General features: G+C 68.2%; 18 protein-coding genes. 13 read left to right on the top strand and 5 right to left on the bottom strand.

Annotation, left to right across the window (positions count from 1 at the left end):
* Window positions 1–1,041 (bottom strand): type 2 isopentenyl-diphosphate Delta-isomerase, encoded by a 1,041-nt coding sequence (gene fni / locus ACXDF8_RS10950; protein WP_457223261.1) that lies wholly within the window; start codon window positions 1,039–1,041, stop codon window positions 1–3.
* A 66-nt stretch (window positions 1,042–1,107) separates the two neighbouring features.
* Between fni and ftsY the strand changes: the two genes are divergently transcribed.
* The 6 genes from ftsY (at window position 1,108) to ACXDF8_RS10920 (ending at window position 9,713) form a co-directional block, all read left to right on the top strand.
* On the top strand, window positions 1,108–2,463 hold the full coding sequence (gene ftsY / locus ACXDF8_RS10945; RefSeq protein WP_457223260.1) for a signal recognition particle-docking protein FtsY: 1,356 nt from the start codon (window positions 1,108–1,110) through the stop codon (window positions 2,461–2,463).
* Window positions 2,464–2,640: 177 nt separating this feature from the next.
* Window positions 2,641–4,020 carry an ammonium transporter gene (locus ACXDF8_RS10940; RefSeq protein ID WP_457223259.1) on the top strand — a complete coding sequence of 460 codons (1,380 nt, stop codon included), beginning with the start codon at window positions 2,641–2,643 and terminating at the stop codon, window positions 4,018–4,020.
* Between the two features lie 5 nt (window positions 4,021–4,025).
* On the top strand, window positions 4,026–4,364 hold the full coding sequence (locus ACXDF8_RS10935) for a P-II family nitrogen regulator (RefSeq protein WP_078020040.1): 339 nt from the start codon (window positions 4,026–4,028) through the stop codon (window positions 4,362–4,364).
* Window positions 4,365–4,437: 73 nt separating this feature from the next.
* A complete protein-coding gene (locus ACXDF8_RS10930; protein ID WP_457223258.1) occupies window positions 4,438–6,948 on the top strand; it encodes a [protein-PII] uridylyltransferase in 2,511 nt (836 codons plus the stop codon).
* Window positions 6,949–7,086: 138 nt separating this feature from the next.
* Window positions 7,087–8,634 carry a signal recognition particle protein gene (gene ffh / locus ACXDF8_RS10925; RefSeq protein WP_457223257.1) on the top strand — a complete coding sequence of 516 codons (1,548 nt, stop codon included), beginning with the start codon at window positions 7,087–7,089 and terminating at the stop codon, window positions 8,632–8,634.
* A complete protein-coding gene (locus ACXDF8_RS10920; RefSeq protein WP_457223256.1) occupies window positions 8,634–9,713 on the top strand; it encodes a metal-dependent hydrolase family protein in 1,080 nt (359 codons plus the stop codon). Before ffh ends, ACXDF8_RS10920 begins: the two co-directional genes overlap by 1 nt.
* On the opposite strand, the gene ACXDF8_RS10915 is transcribed toward ACXDF8_RS10920, so the two are convergent.
* The 3 genes from ACXDF8_RS10915 to ACXDF8_RS10905 all read right to left on the bottom strand — a co-directional run bounded on the left by ACXDF8_RS10915 (window position 9,710) and on the right by ACXDF8_RS10905 (window position 13,112).
* Window positions 9,710–10,549, bottom strand: coding sequence for a D-alanyl-D-alanine carboxypeptidase family protein (locus tag ACXDF8_RS10915; protein ID WP_457223255.1), 840 nt, complete (start codon window positions 10,547–10,549; stop codon window positions 9,710–9,712). The two genes, ACXDF8_RS10920 and ACXDF8_RS10915, sit on opposite strands and share 4 nt — an antisense overlap.
* Before the next feature lie 77 nt (window positions 10,550–10,626).
* Window positions 10,627–11,502: a D-alanyl-D-alanine carboxypeptidase family protein gene (locus tag ACXDF8_RS10910; protein ID WP_457223254.1), complete on the bottom strand. Its 876-nt coding sequence runs from the start codon at window positions 11,500–11,502 to the stop codon at window positions 10,627–10,629.
* Between the two features lie 41 nt (window positions 11,503–11,543).
* A complete protein-coding gene (locus ACXDF8_RS10905; RefSeq protein WP_457223375.1) occupies window positions 11,544–13,112 on the bottom strand; it encodes a diflavin oxidoreductase in 1,569 nt (522 codons plus the stop codon).
* A 154-nt stretch (window positions 13,113–13,266) separates the two neighbouring features.
* Here ACXDF8_RS10905 and ACXDF8_RS10900 point away from each other — a divergent pair, with 154 nt between their 5' ends.
* From ACXDF8_RS10900 to ACXDF8_RS10875, 6 genes are all read left to right on the top strand, one after another.
* Window positions 13,267–13,683 carry a nuclear transport factor 2 family protein gene (locus ACXDF8_RS10900; protein ID WP_457223253.1) on the top strand — a complete coding sequence of 139 codons (417 nt, stop codon included), beginning with the start codon at window positions 13,267–13,269 and terminating at the stop codon, window positions 13,681–13,683.
* A 164-nt stretch (window positions 13,684–13,847) separates the two neighbouring features.
* The gene (gene rpsP / locus ACXDF8_RS10895; RefSeq protein ID WP_457223252.1) at window positions 13,848–14,324 is read left to right on the top strand and encodes a 30S ribosomal protein S16; all 477 of its coding nucleotides are present in this window, start codon (window positions 13,848–13,850) and stop codon (window positions 14,322–14,324) included.
* Window positions 14,321–14,563, top strand: a complete 243-nt coding sequence (locus ACXDF8_RS10890) for an RNA-binding protein (protein WP_099040063.1) — start codon at window positions 14,321–14,323, stop codon at window positions 14,561–14,563. The genes rpsP and ACXDF8_RS10890 overlap by 4 nt, the downstream gene beginning before the upstream one ends.
* A gap of 36 nt (window positions 14,564–14,599) precedes the next feature.
* Window positions 14,600–15,130 (top strand): ribosome maturation factor RimM, encoded by a 531-nt coding sequence (gene rimM / locus ACXDF8_RS10885; protein WP_457223251.1) that lies wholly within the window; start codon window positions 14,600–14,602, stop codon window positions 15,128–15,130.
* Between the two features lie 11 nt (window positions 15,131–15,141).
* Complete coding sequence (gene trmD, locus ACXDF8_RS10880) at window positions 15,142–15,831, top strand: tRNA (guanosine(37)-N1)-methyltransferase TrmD (protein WP_457223250.1); 690 nt, start codon at window positions 15,142–15,144, stop codon at window positions 15,829–15,831.
* Window positions 15,832–15,892: 61 nt separating this feature from the next.
* Window positions 15,893–18,073, top strand: a complete 2,181-nt coding sequence (locus ACXDF8_RS10875) for an MDR family MFS transporter (protein ID WP_457223249.1) — start codon at window positions 15,893–15,895, stop codon at window positions 18,071–18,073.
* A 10-nt stretch (window positions 18,074–18,083) separates the two neighbouring features.
* Here ACXDF8_RS10875 and ACXDF8_RS10870 read toward each other — a convergent pair whose 3' ends face one another.
* Entirely contained in the window at window positions 18,084–19,010 is a 927-nt protein-coding gene (locus ACXDF8_RS10870; RefSeq protein ID WP_457223248.1) for a serine hydrolase, read from the bottom strand.
* Window positions 19,011–19,323: 313 nt separating this feature from the next.
* Here ACXDF8_RS10870 and rplS point away from each other — a divergent pair, with 313 nt between their 5' ends.
* Window positions 19,324–19,665, top strand: coding sequence for a 50S ribosomal protein L19 (rplS, locus tag ACXDF8_RS10865; RefSeq protein ID WP_457223374.1), 342 nt, complete (start codon window positions 19,324–19,326; stop codon window positions 19,663–19,665).
* Window positions 19,666–19,780 lie beyond the last annotated feature (115 nt).

The raw sequence follows: 19,780 nt of genomic DNA, 5'->3' as shown, positions 1-19,780 counted from the left end.
TCAGTTCACGGGCGTGACGCCGATGGCGCGCAGCGCGCCCAGGTCGGCCGCCGCGGCACCGTGCAGGCACACCCGCAGTTCCTCGATGAAACCGTCGAGCGCCTCCAGTGCCGCCGCCGGCGACTCGATCGCGGGCGCCAGCAGCGGGCGGGCCAGAGCGACCACGTCGGCACCCATCGCCAGCGCCTTGGCCGCGTCCATCCCGCTGCGGATGCCGCCCGAGGCGACCAGCGGCATCCCTGGCAGGGCGGAGCGCACTTCCTGTAGTGCCTGCGCGGTAGGCACGCCCCACTCAGCGACCCCGGGGTAGCGCACCTGCCCGTAGCGCACCAGCTGTTCGACCCGCGCCCAGGACGTCCCGCCCGCGCCGGCCACGTCGACCGCCGCGATGGGCAGCCCGCGCAGCCGTTCGGCGGCCGCCGAACCGATGCCGTGGCCGACCTCCTTGACCAGCACCGGGAACGGTAGCTCCTCGGCCAGCTGGCGCAGCCGCTGCAAGGTACCGCTGAAGTCGGTGTCGCCGTTGTCCTGCATGGCTTCCTGCAGCGGATTGATGTGCACGGCCAGCGCGTCGGCGCCGACCCGGCGTAGCGCGGCGGCCAGTTTGGGGATCACGTCGTCGGAGAGCTGCGCCAGGCCGATGTTGCCGATCAGCAGGATGTCGGGCGCCAGCTCGCGGACCTCGAAGCTGGCCGCCGCCGCGGTGCCGGCGGGGGAGTCGTCGAGCATGATGCGCTGGGAGCCCAGCATCATGCCGATGCCGAGCTTCTGCGCCGCTTCGGCGAGGTTGCGATTGATGGTCCTGGACAGCTCGGCGCCACCGGTCATCGCACCGACCAGAACCGGTGCCTGCAGCCGACTGCCGAGGAATCGGGTGCTCAGGTCGACGGCGCCGAGGTCGGTCTGGGTCAGCGCGTTGTAGGGCACCCGATACTTCTCGAAACCGGTGGTGACGGTCTGGTATTCGACGGGTCCGGTCAGGCAGGCATCGATGTGGCGCAGTTTGCGCGTCACCATCGGCCCCGGGTCAGTGCCAGCCATCGTCAGCGCGTACCCCGTTGGACAGGGGCGACGCGGCAGCGTATCGCGCCCTGAAAGAATGGCACGGTGTCACAGGGTCTCTGGATCGCTATCGCGGTCATCGCCGTCCTGATCGTCGCTGCACTCGTCCTCGGTCTGGTGCGGTACCGGCGGCGGCGGATCAGTCTGCGCCGCAGCTCAGAGGGTGCCACATCGATCGACCGCTCCGGCGGTTACGCAGCCTCGTCGGGCATAACGTTCACACAATCGTCAGGGACTGCGACGGCGGCTCCGCCGGTCGCCGACGAGCACGGCGATGCCGGACCGGACTTCGGTGCTGGCCGCCCGGGGGTCGGGGATGACGCCGCCGTACCGCGAGACTCGGTCAAGCGCCCCATCGCCGAGGTGCGGCTGCCCGAGCCGCCGGTCGCCGAAGCCCCTGCACCCGCGCCCGCGGCGCCCTCTCCGCCGGCGCCGCCGGCCGCCGAGACCGCCGTGGTGGCCCCGGATATCGACGCCATCGCACCTACCGAAGGCCGCTTGGAGCGGCTGCGCGGGCGGCTGGCCAAGTCCCAGAACGCACTCGGCCGCAGCATGCTCGGCCTGCTCGGCGGCGGTGACCTCGACGAAGCGTCCTGGGAAGAAGTCGAGGACACCCTGCTGATCGCCGACCTCGGACCGGTGGTGACCGCCTCGGTGGTCGAACAACTGCGCAGCAGGCTGGCCGCCAGCCCCGTGCGCACCGAGGCCGACGCCAGGGCGGTGCTGCGCGAGGTGCTGATCAGCGAACTGCACCCGGGGCTGGACCGCTCGATCAAGGCCCTGCCACACGCCGACAAGCCGTCGGTGCTGTTGGTGGTCGGTGTGAACGGCACCGGCAAGACCACCACCGTCGGCAAGCTGGCCCGCGTCTTGGTGGCCGATGGGCGACGGGTGGTGCTCGGCGCGGCCGACACCTTCCGTGCCGCTGCCGCCGATCAGCTGCAGAGTTGGGCGTCGCGGGTCGGCGCCGAGGTGGTCCGCGGTGCCGAGGGCGCCGATCCGGCGTCAGTGGCATTCGATGCCGTCGACAAGGGCGTCGCCGCCGGTGCTGACGTCGTCGTCATCGACACCGCCGGGCGGCTGCACACCAAGACCGGCCTGATGGACGAGCTCGGCAAGGTCAAGCGCGTGGTGAGCAAGCGTGCCGCCGTCGACGAGGTGCTGCTGGTGCTGGACGCCACCATCGGTCAGAACGGGCTGGCACAGGCACGGGTCTTCGCTGATGTTGTCAGCATCACCGGCGTGGTGCTGACCAAACTCGACGGCACCGCCAAGGGCGGCATCGTCTTCCGAGTCCAGCAGGAGCTGGGTGTGCCGGTAAAGTTGGTCGGGCTGGGCGAGGGCCCCGACGACCTCGCGCCTTTCGAGCCCGCTGCCTTCGTCGATGCGCTGCTCGGCTAGCCGCAAATCGCTTCCCAGCGGGGCGAATTGCGGGATGTAACACCCGCGAAACGAAGACTGCCAATCCGTTCACACGCGCGAAACACCCAGGCGTCCTAGTCGAAACAACCACTGCGCATTGTCTTGGCCTAGGTCAACGGTGCCTAACCGTGGCATGGGTGAAGGAGGAAACTGCGAGTGGACCAATTCCCGGTATTGGGCGCGCCGGACACCGGCGACACCGCGTGGATGCTTGCGAGCGCCGCGCTGGTGTTGCTGATGACGCCAGGCCTCGCCTTTTTCTACGGCGGCATGGTGCGTGCCAAGGGCGTGCTCAACATGATCATGATGAGCATCAGTGCCATGGGTGTGGTGACGGTGCTGTGGGTGCTCTACGGCTACTCGCTGGCCTTCGGCAACGACAAGTTCAACCTCTTCGGTGACCCCACCGAGTACTTCGGCCTCAAGGGTCTGATCGGCGGCAACTCGGTTGCCGCGGTATCGGCGGATCCGAGCACCGGAACCGCGGCGGTCGACGCGGTGAACATCCCGTTGGTCGGCACGATCCCCGCCACGGTCTTCGTCGCCTTCCAGCTGATGTTCGCCATCATCACCGTGGCCCTCATCTCCGGTTCGGTGGCCGACCGCCTGAAGTTCGGCGGCTGGCTGGTGTTCGCCGGTCTGTGGGCGACATTCGTCTACTTCCCGGTCGCACACTGGGTGTTCGCCTTCGACGGTGTCACCGCCGAGACCGGCGGCTGGATTGCCAACAAGCTCAAGGCAGTTGACTTCGCGGGTGGTACCGCGGTGCACATCAACGCCGGTACCGCCGGCCTGGTACTGGCGATCATCCTCGGCAAGCGGTCAGGCTGGCCCGGTACCCCGATGCGCCCGCACAACCTGCCCTTCGTGATGCTCGGTGCCGGTCTGCTGTGGTTCGGTTGGTATGGCTTCAACGCCGGTTCGGCAATCGGTTCCGGTGGCCTGGCGGGTTCGACATTCGTCACCACGACGGTGGCCACCGCCGCCGCCATGCTGGCCTGGTTGGTCACCGAGCGCATCCGCGACGGTCATGCCACCTCGCTGGGCGCGGCCTCCGGTATCGTCGCCGGCCTCGTTGCCATCACGCCGTCGTGCTCGTCGGTGAATGTGGTTGGCGCACTGGTGATCGGCGTCGTCGCGGGCGTGCTCTGCGCCCTCGCGGTCGGGCTGAAGTTCAAGTTCGGCTTCGACGACTCGCTCGACGTCGTGGGCGTCCACCTGGTCGGCGGCATCCTCGGCACCTTGCTCATCGGCTTGGTCGCCACCCCGGAGGCCGGTGCGGCCGTCACCGGACTGTTCTACGGCGGCGGGGTTGACCAGCTGTGGCGACAGGCTGTTGGCGCCGGTGCCGTTTTGCTCTATTCGGCCGTGGGCACCGCTATCTTGGCCTTGATCGTGAAGTACACCATCGGACTGCGACTTGATCGCGAGGAAGAGGCAACCGGCATCGACGAAGCCGAACATGCGGAAACCGCATACGACTTCGCAACAGCCGGCACCGGCTCGGTTCTCGGTCGTCACGGCGCGGAGGAATGAGGGAAATGAAGCTGATTACTGCGATCGTCAAGCCGTTCACGCTGGAAGACGTCAAGACCGGTCTGGAGCAGACGGGTATCCTTGGGATGACCGTCAGTGAGGTCCAGGGATATGGACGTCAGAAGGGCCACACCGAGGTGTACCGCGGCGCGGAGTATTCCGTCGACTTCGTGCCCAAGGTTCGCGTGGAGGTACTGGTCGATGATTCCGCCGTCGACAAGGTGGTGGACGTCATCGTGCAGGCCGCACGTACCGGCAAGATCGGTGACGGCAAGGTGTGGGTCAGCCCAGTGGAGACCGTCGTCCGGGTTCGCACCGGTGAGCGGGGGTCCGACGCTCTCTGACGCGTCCGATGTGACGTCTTCTTACGGCCACACCGAGTAAGCGTTAGTTGGGGTCGGCCGCAGGAGGACTGAAATGACAAAGAAATCAAGAGATTCCGCCGCCGGCGCCTCCCGATCGGAGGCACCGGCGGCGGCTCGCGTCGCCGGCCGGCCGGCGGTCGCACCGCCCAAACCCGCCAAGGATCTCACCGCCGCGGCTCATCAGTTACTGGAAGGCGGTCAGCGCCAGCTTGATTCGGCCGCGTTGCGCGACGCACTGCTCGACCTGCACGAATTCTGGCTGGCCACCAAGGCCACCGAGATCGGTATCACTTCCACCAGCGGGTTCGCCATCGTCGCCACCGGCGGACTCGGGCGCCGGGAGTTCGTTCCGTACTCCGATCTCGATCTGATGCTGCTGCACGACAACATGCCCGCCGACCTGGTGACCCAGGTCGCCGAACAGCTGTGGTACCCCCTGTGGGACGCCAACATTCGGCTCGACCACAGCGTGCGTACCGTGCCTGAGGCGCTCAAGGTAGCCAGTGAGGACATCTCGGCGGGGTTGGCGATGCTCGAGGCGCGCCACATCGCCGGCGACTCCGAGTTGTCGGCGCTGCTGATCGGCGGCGCCCGGCGCCAGTGGCGTACCGGGATCACGTCGCGCTTCGACGAACTCGTCGAGCACACCCAGGCCCGTTGGCAGCGCAGCGGACAGATCGCGCACCGGGCCGAGCCCGACCTCAAGTGCGGCCGCGGCGGCCTACGCGATGTCCAGCTGCTCAACGCGCTCGCGATAGCCCAGCTGGCCGACGTCTATCCGAACCACTCGGTGGTCTCGCCGACCGGCTCACTGGGCGGGGCGCACCTGTCGCTGCTCGACGTGCGCACCGAGCTGCATCGGGTGTCCAAACGCGGTCGCGACCAGCTGCTGGCCCAGTACGCCGACGACATCGGCGCCGCGCTGCGCATCGGTGACCGCTTCGACCTCGCCCGGGTGCTCTCCGACGCGGCGCGCACGATCAGCTACTACGTCGATGCCGGACTGCGAACCGCGGCCAATGCCCTTCCCCGACGGGGCCTTTCGGTTCTTCGTCGGCCGTCCCGTCGGCCGCTCGACGAAGGTGTCGTGGAGTTCGCCGGCGAGGTCATCCTGGCTCGCGACGCCCGCCCGGAGCGCGATCCGGGACTGATCCTGCGGGTTGCGGCCGCCTCGGCCACCACCGGGCTGCCGATCTCGGGTTCGACACTCAGCAGGCTCGCCGATTCGGCACCCGAACTGCGTACCCCGTGGCCGCGCGACGCGCTCAAGGATCTGCTGGTGTTGCTGGCGGCGGGTCCGACGACGGTGGCCACCGTGGAAGCGCTCGACCGCACCGGCCTGTGGGGGCGGCTGTTCCCCGAATGGGGTGCGGTGCGTGACCTGCCACCCCGCGACGTCGTGCACATCTGGACCGTGGACCGCCATCTGGTGGAAACCGTCTCGCGGGCAAGCGCGTTCACCACCCGGGTATCGCGCCCCGATCTACTGGTGCTGGGTGCGCTGCTGCACGACATCGGTAAGGGCCGCGGCGGCGATCACAGCGTCATCGGTGCGGACCTGGCCGTGCAGGTCGGCACCCGGCTGGGGCTATGGCCGTCGGACATCAACATGCTCTCGGCCATGGTCCGTTACCACCTACTGCTGCCCGACACCGCGACCCGCCGGGACCTGCAGGACCCGCGCACCATTTCCCGCGTCGTCGACGCGCTCGACGGCGATCCGGTCCTGTTGGAGCTGCTCGATGCGCTGGCCGAGGCCGACTCGCTGGCGACCGGGCCGGGGGTGTGGGGTGACTGGAAGGCCTCGCTGATCGGGGATCTGGTGCGGCGCTGCCGGCTGGTTCTGGCCGGTGAACCGCTGCCGCAGGCGGATCCAATTGACTCCCATCATCTTTCGCTAGCCGCCGACCGGGGGGTGCACGTCGAACTGGTGCCTGGCGACAGCGCGCACACCTACAACGTCGTCATGATCGCCCCGGATCGGCGCGGCCTGTTGTCCAAGGCGGCCGGGGTGCTGGCCCTCAATTCGCTGCGGGTGCATTCGGCATCGGTCAACAGTGCGGGTGGTTCGGCGATCAACACCTTCGTCGTCTCGCCGCACTTCGGTTCCCCGCCCGCGGCAGAGCTGCTCCGTCAACAGTTCATCCTGGCCCTCGACGGAGACCTCGACGTCATCACGGCACTGGAGAAACGGGACCGTGACGCGGCGCAGAACGGCACTGCCCGGGCCGGGGAGGCCAAGCCGGCGGTGCCGGTCAACGCCGCACCGGCCCCGCCGCGGATCCTGTGGCGCGACGGCAGCGCCGAAGGTCAGCTGCTCGCGGAGATCCGCACCACCGACCGCACCGGGCTGCTAGCCATGCTCACCGTCGTGTTCGAGCGGGCCGACGTGGACATCGCCTGGGCGAAAATCACGACACTGGGCTCATCGGTGGTCGACGTGTTCGGCATCTCCATACCGGGGGCGGCCACGGTCGACGACGTGCGAGCGCAGCTCGAACGTGAGCTCTACGCCATACTGCCGACGCCGCCACCGGCCAAGCCGGTGCAAGAGGCGAGTTAGCGCGACCTCGCGTGGCCCATTGTGGTGCGCGCGAGTGGCCACCTATGGCACGGATCGGGGCCAAACGCGTGCGTCAACTGGCCACTCGCGCCGGTGGGCATCGCGCCGTCGGCGCCGTCGCCCCGCTAGGCTTACCTCGTGTTCGAATCCCTGTCCGACCGGTTGACCGGTGCGCTCGCTGGCCTGCGTGGCAAGGGCCGGCTGACCGACGCCGACATCGATGCCACCACCCGCGAGATCCGTCTGGCGCTGCTCGAAGCCGACGTGTCGCTGCCGGTGGTCCGCGAGTTCGTCAACCGCATCAAGGAGCGCGCCAAGGGCGCCGAGGTCTCCGCGGCCCTGAACCCGGCCCAGCAGGTCGTCAAGATCGTCAACGAGGAGCTCATCGGCATCCTCGGCGGCCAGACCCGCCAGCTGGCGTTCGCCAAGAACCCGCCGACGGTCATCATGCTGGCCGGCCTGCAGGGCGCGGGTAAGACCACCCTGGCCGGCAAGCTCGCCAAATGGCTCAAGGGGCAGGGTCACACCCCGCTGCTGGTGGCCTGCGACCTGCAGCGTCCCGGTGCGGTCAGCCAGCTCAAGATCGTCGGCGAACGGGCCGGGGTCAACGTATTCGCGCCGCACCCGGGCACCGCTGAGGGTTCGCACGACTCGCCGCCGGGAGACCCGGTCGCCGTGGCCGCCGCCGGCCTGGCCGAAGCGCAGGCAAAACACTTCGACGTCGTCATCGTCGACACCGCGGGCCGCCTCGGCATCGACGAAGAGTTGATGGCCCAGGCCGCCGCCATCCGCGACGCCGTCCACCCCGACGAGACGCTGTTCGTCCTGGACGCGATGATCGGCCAGGACGCCGTGGCGACCGCCGAAGCTTTCGGGACCGGCGTCGGTTTCACCGGCGTGGTGCTGACCAAGCTCGACGGCGACGCCCGTGGTGGTGCGGCGCTGTCGGTGCGCGAGGTCACCGGCGTGCCGATCCTGTTCGCCTCGACGGGGGAAAAGCTCGAGGACTTCGACGTCTTCCACCCCGACCGGATGGCCAGCCGCATCCTGGGCATGGGCGACGTGCTGTCCCTCATCGAGCAGGCCGAGCAGGTCTTCGATCAGCAGAAGGCCGAGGATGCTGCCGCCAAGATCGGGTCCGGCGAGCTGACGCTGGAGGACTTCCTCGAGCAGATGCTGATGATCCGCAAGATGGGGCCGATCGGCAACCTGCTGGGCATGCTGCCCGGTGCCGGCCAGATGAAGGACGCCCTGGCCACCGTCGACGACAAACAGCTCGACCGGCTGCAGGCGATCATCCGCGGCATGACCCCGCAGGAACGAGCCGACCCGAAGATCATCAACGCCTCGCGGCGGCTGCGCATCGCCAACGGTTCGGGTGTGACAGTCTCCGAGGTCAACCAGCTCGTCGACCGGTTCTTCGAGGCCCGCAAGATGATGTCGCAGATGGCCGGTGCCATGGGCATGCCGTTCGGGCGTCGCTCGGCGAAGAAGAACGCCAAGGGCAAAAAGGGCAAGAAGGGGGGCCGCGGGCCGACTCCGCCGAAGGCCCGCAATCCGTTGCTTGCCGGCGGGCTGCCCGGTGGCTTCCCCGACCTGTCGAAGATGCCGGAGGGGCTCAACGAGCTGCCGCCCGGCCTGGCCGACTTCGACCTGTCGAAGCTGAAGTTCCCCGGCCAGAAGTAGTGCGCCCGACCAGCGCCATTCACGTCCGGGGGCGCGGCTTGCCCGACGGTGAGCCCGTCCAGTGGTGGATCGCCGACGGCGTCCTGCACCGCGACCCGGTCGCCGGCGCCGAGACCCTGTGGGACGGCGGTTGGATCATTCCCGGCCTGGTCGACGCCCACTGCCACGTCGGACTCGGTGAGCACGGCGAGATGCCGCTCGACGAGGCGATCGCCCAGGCCGAGGCCGAGCGCGACGCCGGCGCACTGTTGTTGCGCGACTGCGGTTCTCCGACCGACACCCGAAGCCTCGACGACCACCACGACCTGCCCAGCATCATCCGGGCCGGCAAGCACCTGGCCCGTCCCAAGCGCTACGGGCGGGGTCATGCCATCGAACTCGAGGACGAATGGCAGCTGCCCGAGGCGCTGGTGGCGCAGGCCCGCCGCGGTGACGGCTGGGTGAAACTCGTCGGCGACTGGATCGACCGGTCGGTGGGTGACCTGGCGCCGCTGTGGAGCGACGACGTCCTGCGCGCGGCGATCGCCGCGGTGCATGACGAAGGGGTGCGCGTCACCGCCCATGTCTTCGGCGAGGACGCCTTGCCGGGTCTGATCACGGCCGGCATCGACTGCATCGAGCACGGCACCGGCCTGACCGACGACACCGTCGGGTTGATGGTCGAGCACGGCACCGTGCTGGTGCCGACCTTGATCAATATCGAGAACTTCCCCGGATTCGCCGATGCCGCAACCAAATTTCCGACCTATGCCAGCCACATGCGGGAGCTCTACGCTCGCTGCCCGCAGCGGATCGCCGCGGCCCGAGAGGCCGGCGTGCCGATCTACGCCGGCACCGACGCGGGCAGCAACATCGAGCACGGCCGCGTCGCCGATGAGGTCGCCGCGCTCAGGGGCATCGGGATGAGCCCGACCGAGGCGTTGGGTGCGGCGTGCTGGGATGCGCGCCGCTGGCTGGGCAAGCCGGCGCTCGACGAGGGCGCCCCCGCGGATCTGCTGTGTTTCCAGCAGGATCCGCGCGACGGAGCGCACGTCCTGGCCAATCCGGACCGGGTGATCCTGCGCGGCCGTGTCTTCTAGTTGACCCGGAAGCCCCAGTCGAGCAGAGCGCGGCCCTGATCCCACAACTCGTCGCTGCCATACATCAGTACCGCGATCAGCCGCCGGCCACCTTGCTGTGCCATCGCGACGTAGGTCTCCTTGGCCAGGCTGGTGTAACCCGTCTTGCCGCCGATGAACCCGGGATAGTTCGGCAGCAGGTGGTCATGGCTGGCGATCTGTTTGACCCCACCCCTGCCGTCCGGGAACGCCGCGGTGCTCTGGTGGATGATCTGGCCGAACAGCGGGTAATTCAGCGCGGCTCGGTAAATCACGGCGAGGTCGTGGGGCGTGGTGACCGACTCCCAGCCCGGCCCGTCCAATCCCGAGGGCGAGCCGGCCCGTGTGCTGCGGGCGCCGAGTTGGTAGGCCTTGAGGTTCATTTTCTGGACCGCAACCCGATAGCCGCCGACCATGTCGGCCAGGGCGTTGGCGGCGTCATTGCCCGACACCATCAGCAGCGCGTCGAGTAGTTGGCGCGCGGTGTAGACCGCTCCGGGAACCAGACCGACGCAGGTGCATTCGACGTCGGTGTTCGCTGCCGTGGCACGCATCGCGGCTGCCGGGTTGACCTGATCCATGACGACCATCGCCAGCAGTGGCTTGATGGTGCTGGCCGGGGCGTGGGCGCCGTACGGGTCGCGGCTGCCCAGGATGCGGCCGCTGTCCAGATCGGCGACGAGCCACGCGGGCGCCGGTCCGTCGGGTGGTGTGACGGCCGCGCCGGCCAGCTCGGCGCCCGGTTGGGCCGCAACGGGCGACGCCAGCAACAGCGATATGGCGATGCTGAGCACCGCGACCAACGGGCGGGCCGGCATGACTGCCGAGGCTAACCAGCGATCACCTCGATGACGACGCGCGGCGGTCTCGAATGCATTGCGAAATCGCGGCGCAGCTAGAGCGCGGCGACGCTGTCCGAGCGGTTCTGGGCGAATCCCCAGTCCAGGAGTGCGGCGGCCTGGTCCCAGTAGGTCGGGCCGCCCTCGTGGATCAGGCCGTACATCATCGCGATGACCAGCCGGCGGCCGTCCCGGTCGGCGGCGCCGACGAAGGTCTTGCGTGCGGCGTCGGTGAAGCCGGTCTTGCCGCCGATCGCCCCGGGATAGCGCACCAGCAGCTCGTCCTGGTTGACCAGCGGCTTGTCGCCGGCGTCGGTGGGGAACATCGCCACCGGCTGTGCGGTGATCTCGGCGAACACCGGGTTGGCCATCGCCGCCCGGAAGATGGCCGCCAGGTCGTGCGGGGTGGTCCATCCCGGACCGCCCGGGCCGTCTAGCCCGGAGGGAGTGGTGGCGTGGGTGTTGCTCGCCCCGACGGCGGCTGCCTTGGCATTCATCTTCGCCACCGCGGCGTCGGAGCCGCCGAGCATGTCGGCCAGGGTGTTCGCGGCGTCGTTGCCCGACACCAGCAGGACCGCGTCGAGCAGTTGACGGGCGGTGTAGGTGTGGCCCGGCTTGATGCCGGCGCAGTTGCACTCCACCAGGGTGTCGGCGTTGTCGGCGACGACGGTGGCGTTGAGGTCGGGCAGTTCGTCCAGCGCGGTCAACGCCAGCAATGTCTTGATCGTGCTGGCCGGGGGATGGGCGGCATACATGTCACGACCGGCGAGCACCTGACCGGTGTCCATGTCGGCGATGATCCAGGCCGGCGCGGGGCCGTCCGGCACCGGCACCGACCCCGGCGGTTGATCAGCGATGTCCGCGTTGGCAATTCCGGTCGACGAGATCAGCAGGCTCAACGCCGTGGTGATGCCCGCGAGAAGTCTGCGCATGGGCCACGAGCCTAACCCGAGCCGCTGGGTGACGCCCAGGGTCAGTAGACGTCGCGCACGTAGCGGTGGGCTTTGATGAGCTCGTTGACATAGGAGTGCGCGGCCGCCTCGTCCATGCCGCCCTCGGACGCGACAATCCGGTGCAGTGCCAGGTCGACGTCCTTGGCCATCTTCTCGGCGTCCCCGCACACATAGAAGTGCGCTCCGTCGCTCAGCCAGCCGAAAATCTGCGCGGCGTTCTCGGCCATCCGGTGCTGGACGTAGCACGTCGGCGCGCCCGCTTCGCGGGAGAATGCCAGGTCCAGGCGGGTCAGGACACCGGAATCCCGGAATGCCGTCAGCTCGTCGCCGTAGAGGAAGTCGGTGGCGCGCCGACGGTCGCCGAAAAACAGCCAAGCCCTGCCCCGCGCGCCGGTGGCCTGGCGCTCGTGCAGGAACGCCCGAAAGGGCGCGATGCCGGTTCCCGGGCCGACCATGATGATGGGCACGTCCGGGTCGGGTAGCCGGAAGTTGTGGTTGGGCCGCAGATGGATCGGCACCGTCTGCCCGCGATCGGCCAGGAAGGTCGACGCGACCCCACCCCGGTGGCGTCCGCCGGATGTATAGCGCACGGTGGCGACCGTCAGGTGCAGCCGGCCAGGATGGGCCAGTGGGCTGGACGCAATCGAATAGTCGCGAAACTGTAAGGGCCGCAACGTTTCCAGGACCTCGCTGACGTCCAGGTCGGCCAGTTCGAGAAGGTCGACGACATCGCGCCCATACAACCAGGACGCGTCACCGGAACCAAGCGCGGCGGCGGCCTCGGCATCGCGTGTGCGGGTGGCGATCAGCGACTGCAACGCTCGCGACGGGGTCCGGAGTTCCAGGTGACGGGTGAGCAGTTCCCCCAGCGGGAGTGGGGATCCGGTGGTGACGTAGGTGTCGTCGACTCCCAGCGCCGTCAGGACCGCCTCGACCAGCTCCAGGGAGTTGTCGGGGTGCACGGCCACCGAATCTCCGGCCTGATAGGCGATACCGGAGTCGGCCAGATCCAGTTCGATGTGGCGGACCTCTTTGTCCGACTCCGGTGCCGTCAGCCGGCGATTGACCACGGCAGTGGCCCGGTAGGGGTGCGATTCCGGCCACGGGGTTGCCGCTGGGCGCCGCGCTGCGGCCGAGGGGATCGGCGCCGGGGCAGCAGCGGGTTGCGATGTGGCGGTGTGGGCATCCTCGAGCAGCTCGACGATCTCGGCCAGCCAGCCCCGGGCGTCGCCTTCGCGGTAGCAGTCCAATTCGACGCGCCCGGCCAGTGGCCGTCCGCCCAGTTCGGCCAGGCGGATGTCGATAAGCCGGCCGGCGTTGCAGAACAGTTCGTAGGAGCTGTCGCCCAGGGCCAGCACCGCGTAGCGCAGGTGTGCGAGGTCCTCGGTGCAGGCGCTGAGCTCTTCGAAGAAGACGGTGCCGTTGTCGGGCACCTCACCCTCGCCGAAGGTGGAGGTCACCACGACGAAGTGCGTCGTCGCGACGAGTTCGTCGAGGCGGATGTCGTTGAGTTCGGTCTCGGTGACGTCGATGCCGCGCGCCTTGGCGGCGTCGGCGAGCTGCATGGCGATGTACTCGGCGGTGCCCATGTCGCTGCCGTAGCCGATGATCAGGGAAAAGGTCGGGCCGTCCGCAACCACGTCTACGCTCCTCATAACTTGGTTAGGCTTACCTTAGTCGAGTGCGTCTCGCTGGTGTGGACTTCCTCGCCCCGGTGCTGGCGGTCCGGTGTTGAATCACGAGATGCTCAGCCTTGAAGAAATCTCCGACCGGATGGAGATCCAGCAGCTGTTGGTGGACTACTCCACCGCGATCGACAGTCGCCGATTCGACGACCTCGATCTGGTCTTCACCCCTGATGCGCACATCGACTACACCGAGCTCGGCGGGATCGCGGGCAGCTATCCCGACGTCAAGGCATGGCTGGCCGACGTGCTGCCCAACTTCCCGGCCTACTTCCACATGCTCGGCAACATCGACATCCGGTTGAACGGGGACTCCGCCACGTCGCGGGCCATCCTGTTCAACCCGATGTCCCTGGGGGACAACGGCCAGGTGATGTTCTGTGGACTGTGGTACGACGACGAGTTCATCCGCACGCCAGAAGGCTGGCGGATGACGCGGCGCGTGGAAACCAAGTGCATCCAGAAGGTCTTCTGAGCGATTAACACCTGATCAGCGCGATCTGGCAGAATGGGCCGCTGTCCGCGTGCGGCTTCCGGGAACGGATGCGCCGCACCGCGGTCACACACGCGAGGCAAAACCGGATCCGGCACTCCCGCCGTATCGCTGAATTGCAGCGTGACACCCACAGGAGTTCATTCATGGCTGTCAAGATCAAGCTCACCCGGCTTGGCAAGATCCGCAACCCCCAGTACCGCATCGCCGTCGCCGACTCGCGCACCCGCCGCGACGGTCGCTCCATCGAGGTCATCGGCCGCTACCACCCCAAGGAAGAGCCGAGCCTGATCGAGATCGACTCCGAGCGCGCGCAGTACTGGCTGTCGGTCGGCGCCCAGCCCACCGAGCCGGTTCTCAACCTGCTGAAGATCACCGGTGATTGGCAGAAGTTCAAGGGCCTGCCCGGTGCCGAGGGCACGCTGAAGGTCAAGGAGCCCAAGCCCAGCAAGCTCGACCTGTTCAACGCCGCGCTGGCCGAGGCCGACGGTGCCCCCGCCGGTGACGCCACTTCGCCCAAGAAGAAGAAGGCCCCGGCCAAGAAGGCCGAGCCGGCCGCCGAGTCCGCTGAGGCCGCGCCGGCCGCCGAGACCACCGAGGCCGCTGAGGTCGCCGCCGAATGAGCTCGGTCGTCGTCGACGCGGTGGAGCACCTGGTCCGCGGGATCGTCGACAACCCCGACGATGTCCGAGTCGACATGGTCACCAGCCGGCGCGGGCGCACGGTCGAGGTGCATGTCCACCCCGAAGACCTCGGCAAGGTGATCGGCCGTGGCGGTCGTACCGCCACAGCCCTGCGCACCCTGGTCGCCGGTATCGGTGGCCGCGGTATCCGCGTCGACGTGGTGGACACCGACCAGTAGTCCTGCGGGTAGCAGCGAAGCAACTCGGGGAGCGATATGGAACTCGTCGTCGGGCGGGTCGCCAAGGCGCACGGGATTACCGGCGAACTGGTGGTCGACGTTCGTACCGACGACCCCGACGATCGGTTCGCTCCGGGTAATCGTCTGTGGCTCAGGCCTTCCCGCGCAGGCGGCGGCCGTGAGGTCGTCGTGGAGTCGTCGCGCCCGCACGGTGCGCGGCTGCTGGTCCGGCTGGACGGCGTCTCGGATCGCAATGCGGCCGACGCGCTGCGCGGCAACCTGTTTGTGGTCGACTCCGCCAAACTGCCGCCGATCGAGGATCCCGACGAGTTCTACGACCATCAGCTCGAGGGGTTGGCGGTGCGCACCGTCGACGGCGCCGAGGTGGGCTCGGTCATCGAGGTGTTGCACACGGCCGGAGGTGAACTGCTGTCGGTTCGCACCGGCGATGACGCCGAATTGCTGGTGCCCTTCGTCAGTGCGATCGTGACGTCGGTGTCCATAGCCGACGGAATCGTCGAAATCGATCCCCCCGCCGGGCTTTTGGATCTGGACGGCTTGGAATAGGACGCGCGGCCGTGCATATTGACGTCATCTCGATCTTTCCCGACTATCTCGCACCACTGCGACAATCCTTGCCGGGCAAGGCCATCGAGTCGGGCATTCTTGACTTCGACGTGCACGATCTGCGCCGCTGGACCCATGACGTGCATCACTCCGTCGACGACGCACCCTACGGCGGCGGTCCCGGCATGGTGATGAAGGCGCCGGTGTGGGGTGAGGCGCTCGACGAGATCTGCACCGCGGAAACTCTTTTGGTGATCCCGACACCGGCAGGCCGACTGTTCACCCAGAAGGACGCCCAAGCCTGGACGGGGGAGCGGCACCTGGTTTTCGCCTGCGGCCGTTACGAAGGCATCGACCAGCGGGTGGCCGAAGACGCGCGGCGACGGATGCGTGTCGAAGAAGTGTCGATCGGTGACTACGTGCTGGCCGGTGGTGAGGCGGCGGCTCTGGTGATGGTCGAGGCGGTGGTCCGGCTGCTAGCAGGCGTACTGGGCAATCCGCGCTCGCACCAAGATGATTCGCATTCACCGGAGAAGGACGGTCTGCTCGAGGGGCCGAGCTATACCCGTCCGCCGACGTGGCGCGACCTGCCGGTGCCCGACGTGCTGCTCTCCGGTGACCACGGCAAGGTCGCGGCGTGGCGCCACGAGCAGTCGCTGCAGCGAACCCGAGACCGCCGCCCGGACCTGCTGGAACGGTGAGGTCCGGCGTGTCCGCGGCAGGCCGGGTTATCGAGCACTGCCGCAGGGTATGAAGGATGGCGTGACTCGTCCATCAACCGGCGCTCCGCCCGAGCCGGCGGCTGCGCAGGTGACGGGCCGCCGGCGCAACATGGTCTTCCTGGCTGTCGTGCTGGGCATGCTGCTGGCCGCGCTGGATCAGACCATCGTGGCCACCGCGCTGCCCACCGTCGTCGCCGATCTCGGCGGCGCGGGCCACCAGTCCTGGGTGGTGACCAGTTATCTGCTGGCGTCGACGATCGTGACCGCGGTGGTCGGCAAGCTTGGCGACACCTTCGGGCGCAAGACGGTGTTCCAGGCCGCGGTGCTGTTCTTCCTCGCCGGGTCTGTCCTGTGCGGGCTCGCCGAATCGATGAGCATGCTGGTCGCCTCGCGTGCCCTGCAGGGCATCGGCGGCGGGGCGATCACGGTCACCGCCGTGGCCGTCATCGGTGAGGTCATCCCGTTGCGCGAGCGGGGCCGCTACCAGGGTGCCCTCGGTGCGGTGTTCGGTGTCACGACCGTCGTGGGTCCGCTGCTCGGCGGGCTGTTCACCGACCATCTCGGCTGGCGCTGGGCGTTCTGGGTCAACGTGCCGGTCGCCGTCGTGGTGCTGGCCGTTGCGGCTTCTGCGATCCCAGCGCTCGGGCGCACCGCCCGGCCGGCCATCGACTACCCGGGCATCGTGCTGGTGGGCCTGGGTGCCGCGGGCCTGACACTGGCCACCAGTTGGGGCGGCACGACCTACCCCTGGGGATCGGTGACGATTGTCGGGCTGTTCGTCGGATCGGTGGCCGCGATCGTGGCGTTCGTCGTGGTCGAACTGCGCGCCGCCGAGCCCATCCTGCCGATGCGGCTCTTCGCCGACCCGGTGTTCGCGGTGTGCTGCGCGCTGTCGTTCGTCGTCGGGTTTGCGATGCTGGGCGCACTGACGTTCCTACCGACCTATATGCAGTTCGTCGACGGGGTGTCGGCGACGGTGTCGGGCCTGCACACGCTGCCGATGGTGCTCGGCCTGCTCACCACCTCGCTGACTAGCGGTGTGATCGTCGGGCGCACCGGCCGATACAAGATCTTCCCGGTCGTCGGTACAGCGGTCATGGCGCTCGGTTTCGTCCTGCTGTCCCGGATGGACGCCGACACGTCGACGGTCCTGCAGTCGCTGTATCTGTTGATACTGGGGGCCGGCATCGGGCTGAGCATGCAGGTGCTCGTCCTGACTGTGCAGAACACCGTGGACTTCACGGATCTGGGTGTGGCTACCTCGGGCGTCACCTTCTTCCGCACCATCGGGAGTTCCTTCGGGGCTGCGATCTTCGGCTCGCTGTTCAGCAACTTCTTGGCCGACCGGTTGCCTGCGGCGCTGGCCGCCAGCGGTACGCCAGCCGCGGCGGCCCAGTCGCCACAGGCGTTGCACCGTCTTCCGCATGACGTGGCGGTGCCGATCATCGCCGCCTACGCCGACTCGTTGAGCAAGGTGTTCCTGTTCGCCGCGCCGGTGGCGGTGGTCGGCTTCGTGCTCGCGCTGTTCCTCAAACAGGTTCCGCTGCGCGACGCCGCCGCCACGGGCAGCACCGATCTGGGCGAGGGCTTCGGCATGCCCACGACGGAACCGGCCGAAAAAGTTCTCGAGGTCGCCGTCAGCCGACTGCTGCGAGAGACCCGGGGCGCGCATTTGCAGGCGGTGGTCCGCTCCGGCGCCACCCGTCTGGACGCTCCGAGGATGTGGGCGCTGTTGCAGATCTACCGTCACGCGCAGGTCGCCGGTGCCGCGGACCTGGCTGCCATCGCCGCACACCATCGGGTGCCCGCGGAGATCCTCGAACCGACCTTCGATCGGCTCGTTGCGAACGGGTTCGCCTCGCGCACCGGGGACCACTTCGCTCTGACCGCGGCCGGCGCCGCGGAAGTCAACCATGCCCGCAATCTGATCGCGAGCTGGATTGCCGACACCCTGACCCGGTCTCCGGCGTTCGACGGACGTCCCGACCGCATGCAGGTGCAGGGTGTACTGGAACGGGTCGCCCGCAGCGTCTTGGAACAAGACGACGGAACCGATCAGACGGCCACCCGGCCGCTGGCGGTGGGTCCTCGACGTCCAGCGGCCGATCCGGCGGCCACCATGAGACTGCGCAGTGGGTTGCCCACCGTCGAGCTCGCCAACCAACCGACCCGGCCACTTCGCCCGCCGGTGATCCAACGACCGGGCCGGCCGCCGCGCTGACGCGGAGCGGCTAGATCCGGCCGCCGGGGAACATCGTCTTGATGGCCTGCGTCATCGTGTTGCGTGCGGTGGCGTCGTCGACGGGCTGCAGCGAGGCCATCGCGATCACGAACCGGCGGTCGGGTCCGACCACTCCGGTGGTCATGTGTAACCAGTTGCCGCCGTTCCAGCAGCACATCCACCCCTGCTTGACCGCAACGGGTTCGGCGTAGAGGCCGTCGGGGATCCCGAATCGCTGGGGGTAGCCGTCGAGGCCGTTGGGTGTCGATGCAGCCAAGTCGGACAAGATGACTGCCGCCTGGTCGGCGGGCAGCCCGCCGTCGCCGTCAAGCAGCATGTCGTAGTAGCGCACCAGATCACCGGTGGTGCTCATGGTGTTCCACCAGTGCCCGTCGTAGGGCGCGCTGGTCGAGCTCAGGCCATAGCGAGCGGTCACGCGACCGATGACCGCGCTGCCGCCGCTCTCGCTCCAGAACACCTCGGCGGCGCTGTCGTCGGAGGAGCGCAGCATCACGTCGAACGACTGCCGTTCGGCGGGCGTGAGCTGCCGTTGCCCCTTGGCCACCTGCAGCAAGAGGTCGTCGGCGATGAAGAGCTTGCTCACCGACGCAATGGGGAACGGGCTGTTGTCACCGCCGCTCAGCGTCTGGCCGGTGGTGCGATCGAGGATGGTGAAGCTGATGTCGGCGCCGCGGTTCTGGGCATCGGCGGCAGCCTGCCTGGCGCGGACGTCCAGGCCCACAGTGGGGTCCGGCGGAGCGTCGGCCAGCGGGCCCAGTGCGGGCGCCTGCGCGACGGCGCTGGGATCGACAGCCAGCAACGTCATCGGGCGCGCATCGGCGGGGGCTGTGCTGACCTGAGCCGAGGACGCCGCTACCAGAACACCGATCACCACCGCGGCCGATACCGTGACCAGCATCGATAGATGCCGTCGCATCGCCGTCTCCTCGAAAGTGTGGTGTATGAAATGCGGTGGGCTGCCACGCTGCCGCCCGGTCGATAACCAGGCTAATGGTACTGGTTGTATACCGCGCTTTCAGCTCGCCGACACATCGCGGTGCTGTCGACGGATCGCGCGATTTCACGGCTCGCGACCCATCTGGCACAATTGAGCAGTTGCTCGCGCGGGCCGGACCCCTTGTCCGCCTGCTGCGACCTACAACCACGTGCCCGAATCCATCGGCCCGGCGGCCGCCAGCGTAGTTACGCAGGTGGTCGGCTGCGCCGCGAACCGCAAGGAAGTGTCACCGATGAACACGCTGGATTTCGTCGACCAGGCGTCGCTGCGCGACGACATTCCGACCTTCAGCCCCGGGGACACCGTCAATGTCCACGTGAAGGTCATCGAGGGCAACAAGCAGCGCGTCCAGGTCTTCAAGGGTGTCGTGCTGCGCCGCTCCGGCGGTGGCATCCGGGAGACCTTCACGGTCCGCAAGGAGAGCTACGGCGTCGGTGTCGAGCGCACCTTCCCGGTGCATTCGCCGAACATCGACCACATCGAGGTCCTCACCCGTGGTGACGTCCGCCGCGCGAAGCTTTACTACCTGCGCGAGCTGCGGGGCAAGAAGGCCAAGATCAAGGAGAAGCGCTGAGCTTCGACATGGGGCGTAGAGAAGCGCTGAGCTTCGACATGGGGCGTAGAGAAGCGCTGAGCTTCGACATGGGGCGTAGAGAAGCGCTGAGCTTCGACATGGGGCGTAGAGAAGC

The organism is Mycolicibacterium sp. CBM1 (assembly GCF_054073305.1).
The sequence above is the reverse complement of the archived record's forward strand: the minus strand, read 5'-3'. Positions and strand labels throughout refer to the sequence as shown.

Coding starts and splice junctions, on each gene's coding strand:
- fni (WP_457223261.1), bottom strand. CDS start 1,041: ATGGCTGGCACTGACCCGGGGCCGATGGTGACGCGCAAACTGCGCCAC.
- ACXDF8_RS10935 (WP_078020040.1), top strand. CDS start 4,026: ATGAAGCTGATTACTGCGATCGTCAAGCCGTTCACGCTGGAAGACGTC.
- ACXDF8_RS10930 (WP_457223258.1), top strand. CDS start 4,438: ATGACAAAGAAATCAAGAGATTCCGCCGCCGGCGCCTCCCGATCGGAG.
- ACXDF8_RS10915 (WP_457223255.1), bottom strand. CDS start 10,549: ATGCCGGCCCGCCCGTTGGTCGCGGTGCTCAGCATCGCCATATCGCTG.
- ACXDF8_RS10910 (WP_457223254.1), bottom strand. CDS start 11,502: ATGCGCAGACTTCTCGCGGGCATCACCACGGCGTTGAGCCTGCTGATC.
- ACXDF8_RS10905 (WP_457223375.1), bottom strand. CDS start 13,112: ATGGGCACCGCCGAGTACATCGCCATGCAGCTCGCCGACGCCGCCAAG.
- ACXDF8_RS10900 (WP_457223253.1), top strand. CDS start 13,267: ATGCTCAGCCTTGAAGAAATCTCCGACCGGATGGAGATCCAGCAGCTG.
- rpsP (WP_457223252.1), top strand. CDS start 13,848: ATGGCTGTCAAGATCAAGCTCACCCGGCTTGGCAAGATCCGCAACCCC.
- ACXDF8_RS10890 (WP_099040063.1), top strand. CDS start 14,321: ATGAGCTCGGTCGTCGTCGACGCGGTGGAGCACCTGGTCCGCGGGATC.
- rimM (WP_457223251.1), top strand. CDS start 14,600: ATGGAACTCGTCGTCGGGCGGGTCGCCAAGGCGCACGGGATTACCGGC.
- ACXDF8_RS10870 (WP_457223248.1), bottom strand. CDS start 19,010: ATGCGACGGCATCTATCGATGCTGGTCACGGTATCGGCCGCGGTGGTG.
- rplS (WP_457223374.1), top strand. CDS start 19,324: ATGAACACGCTGGATTTCGTCGACCAGGCGTCGCTGCGCGACGACATT.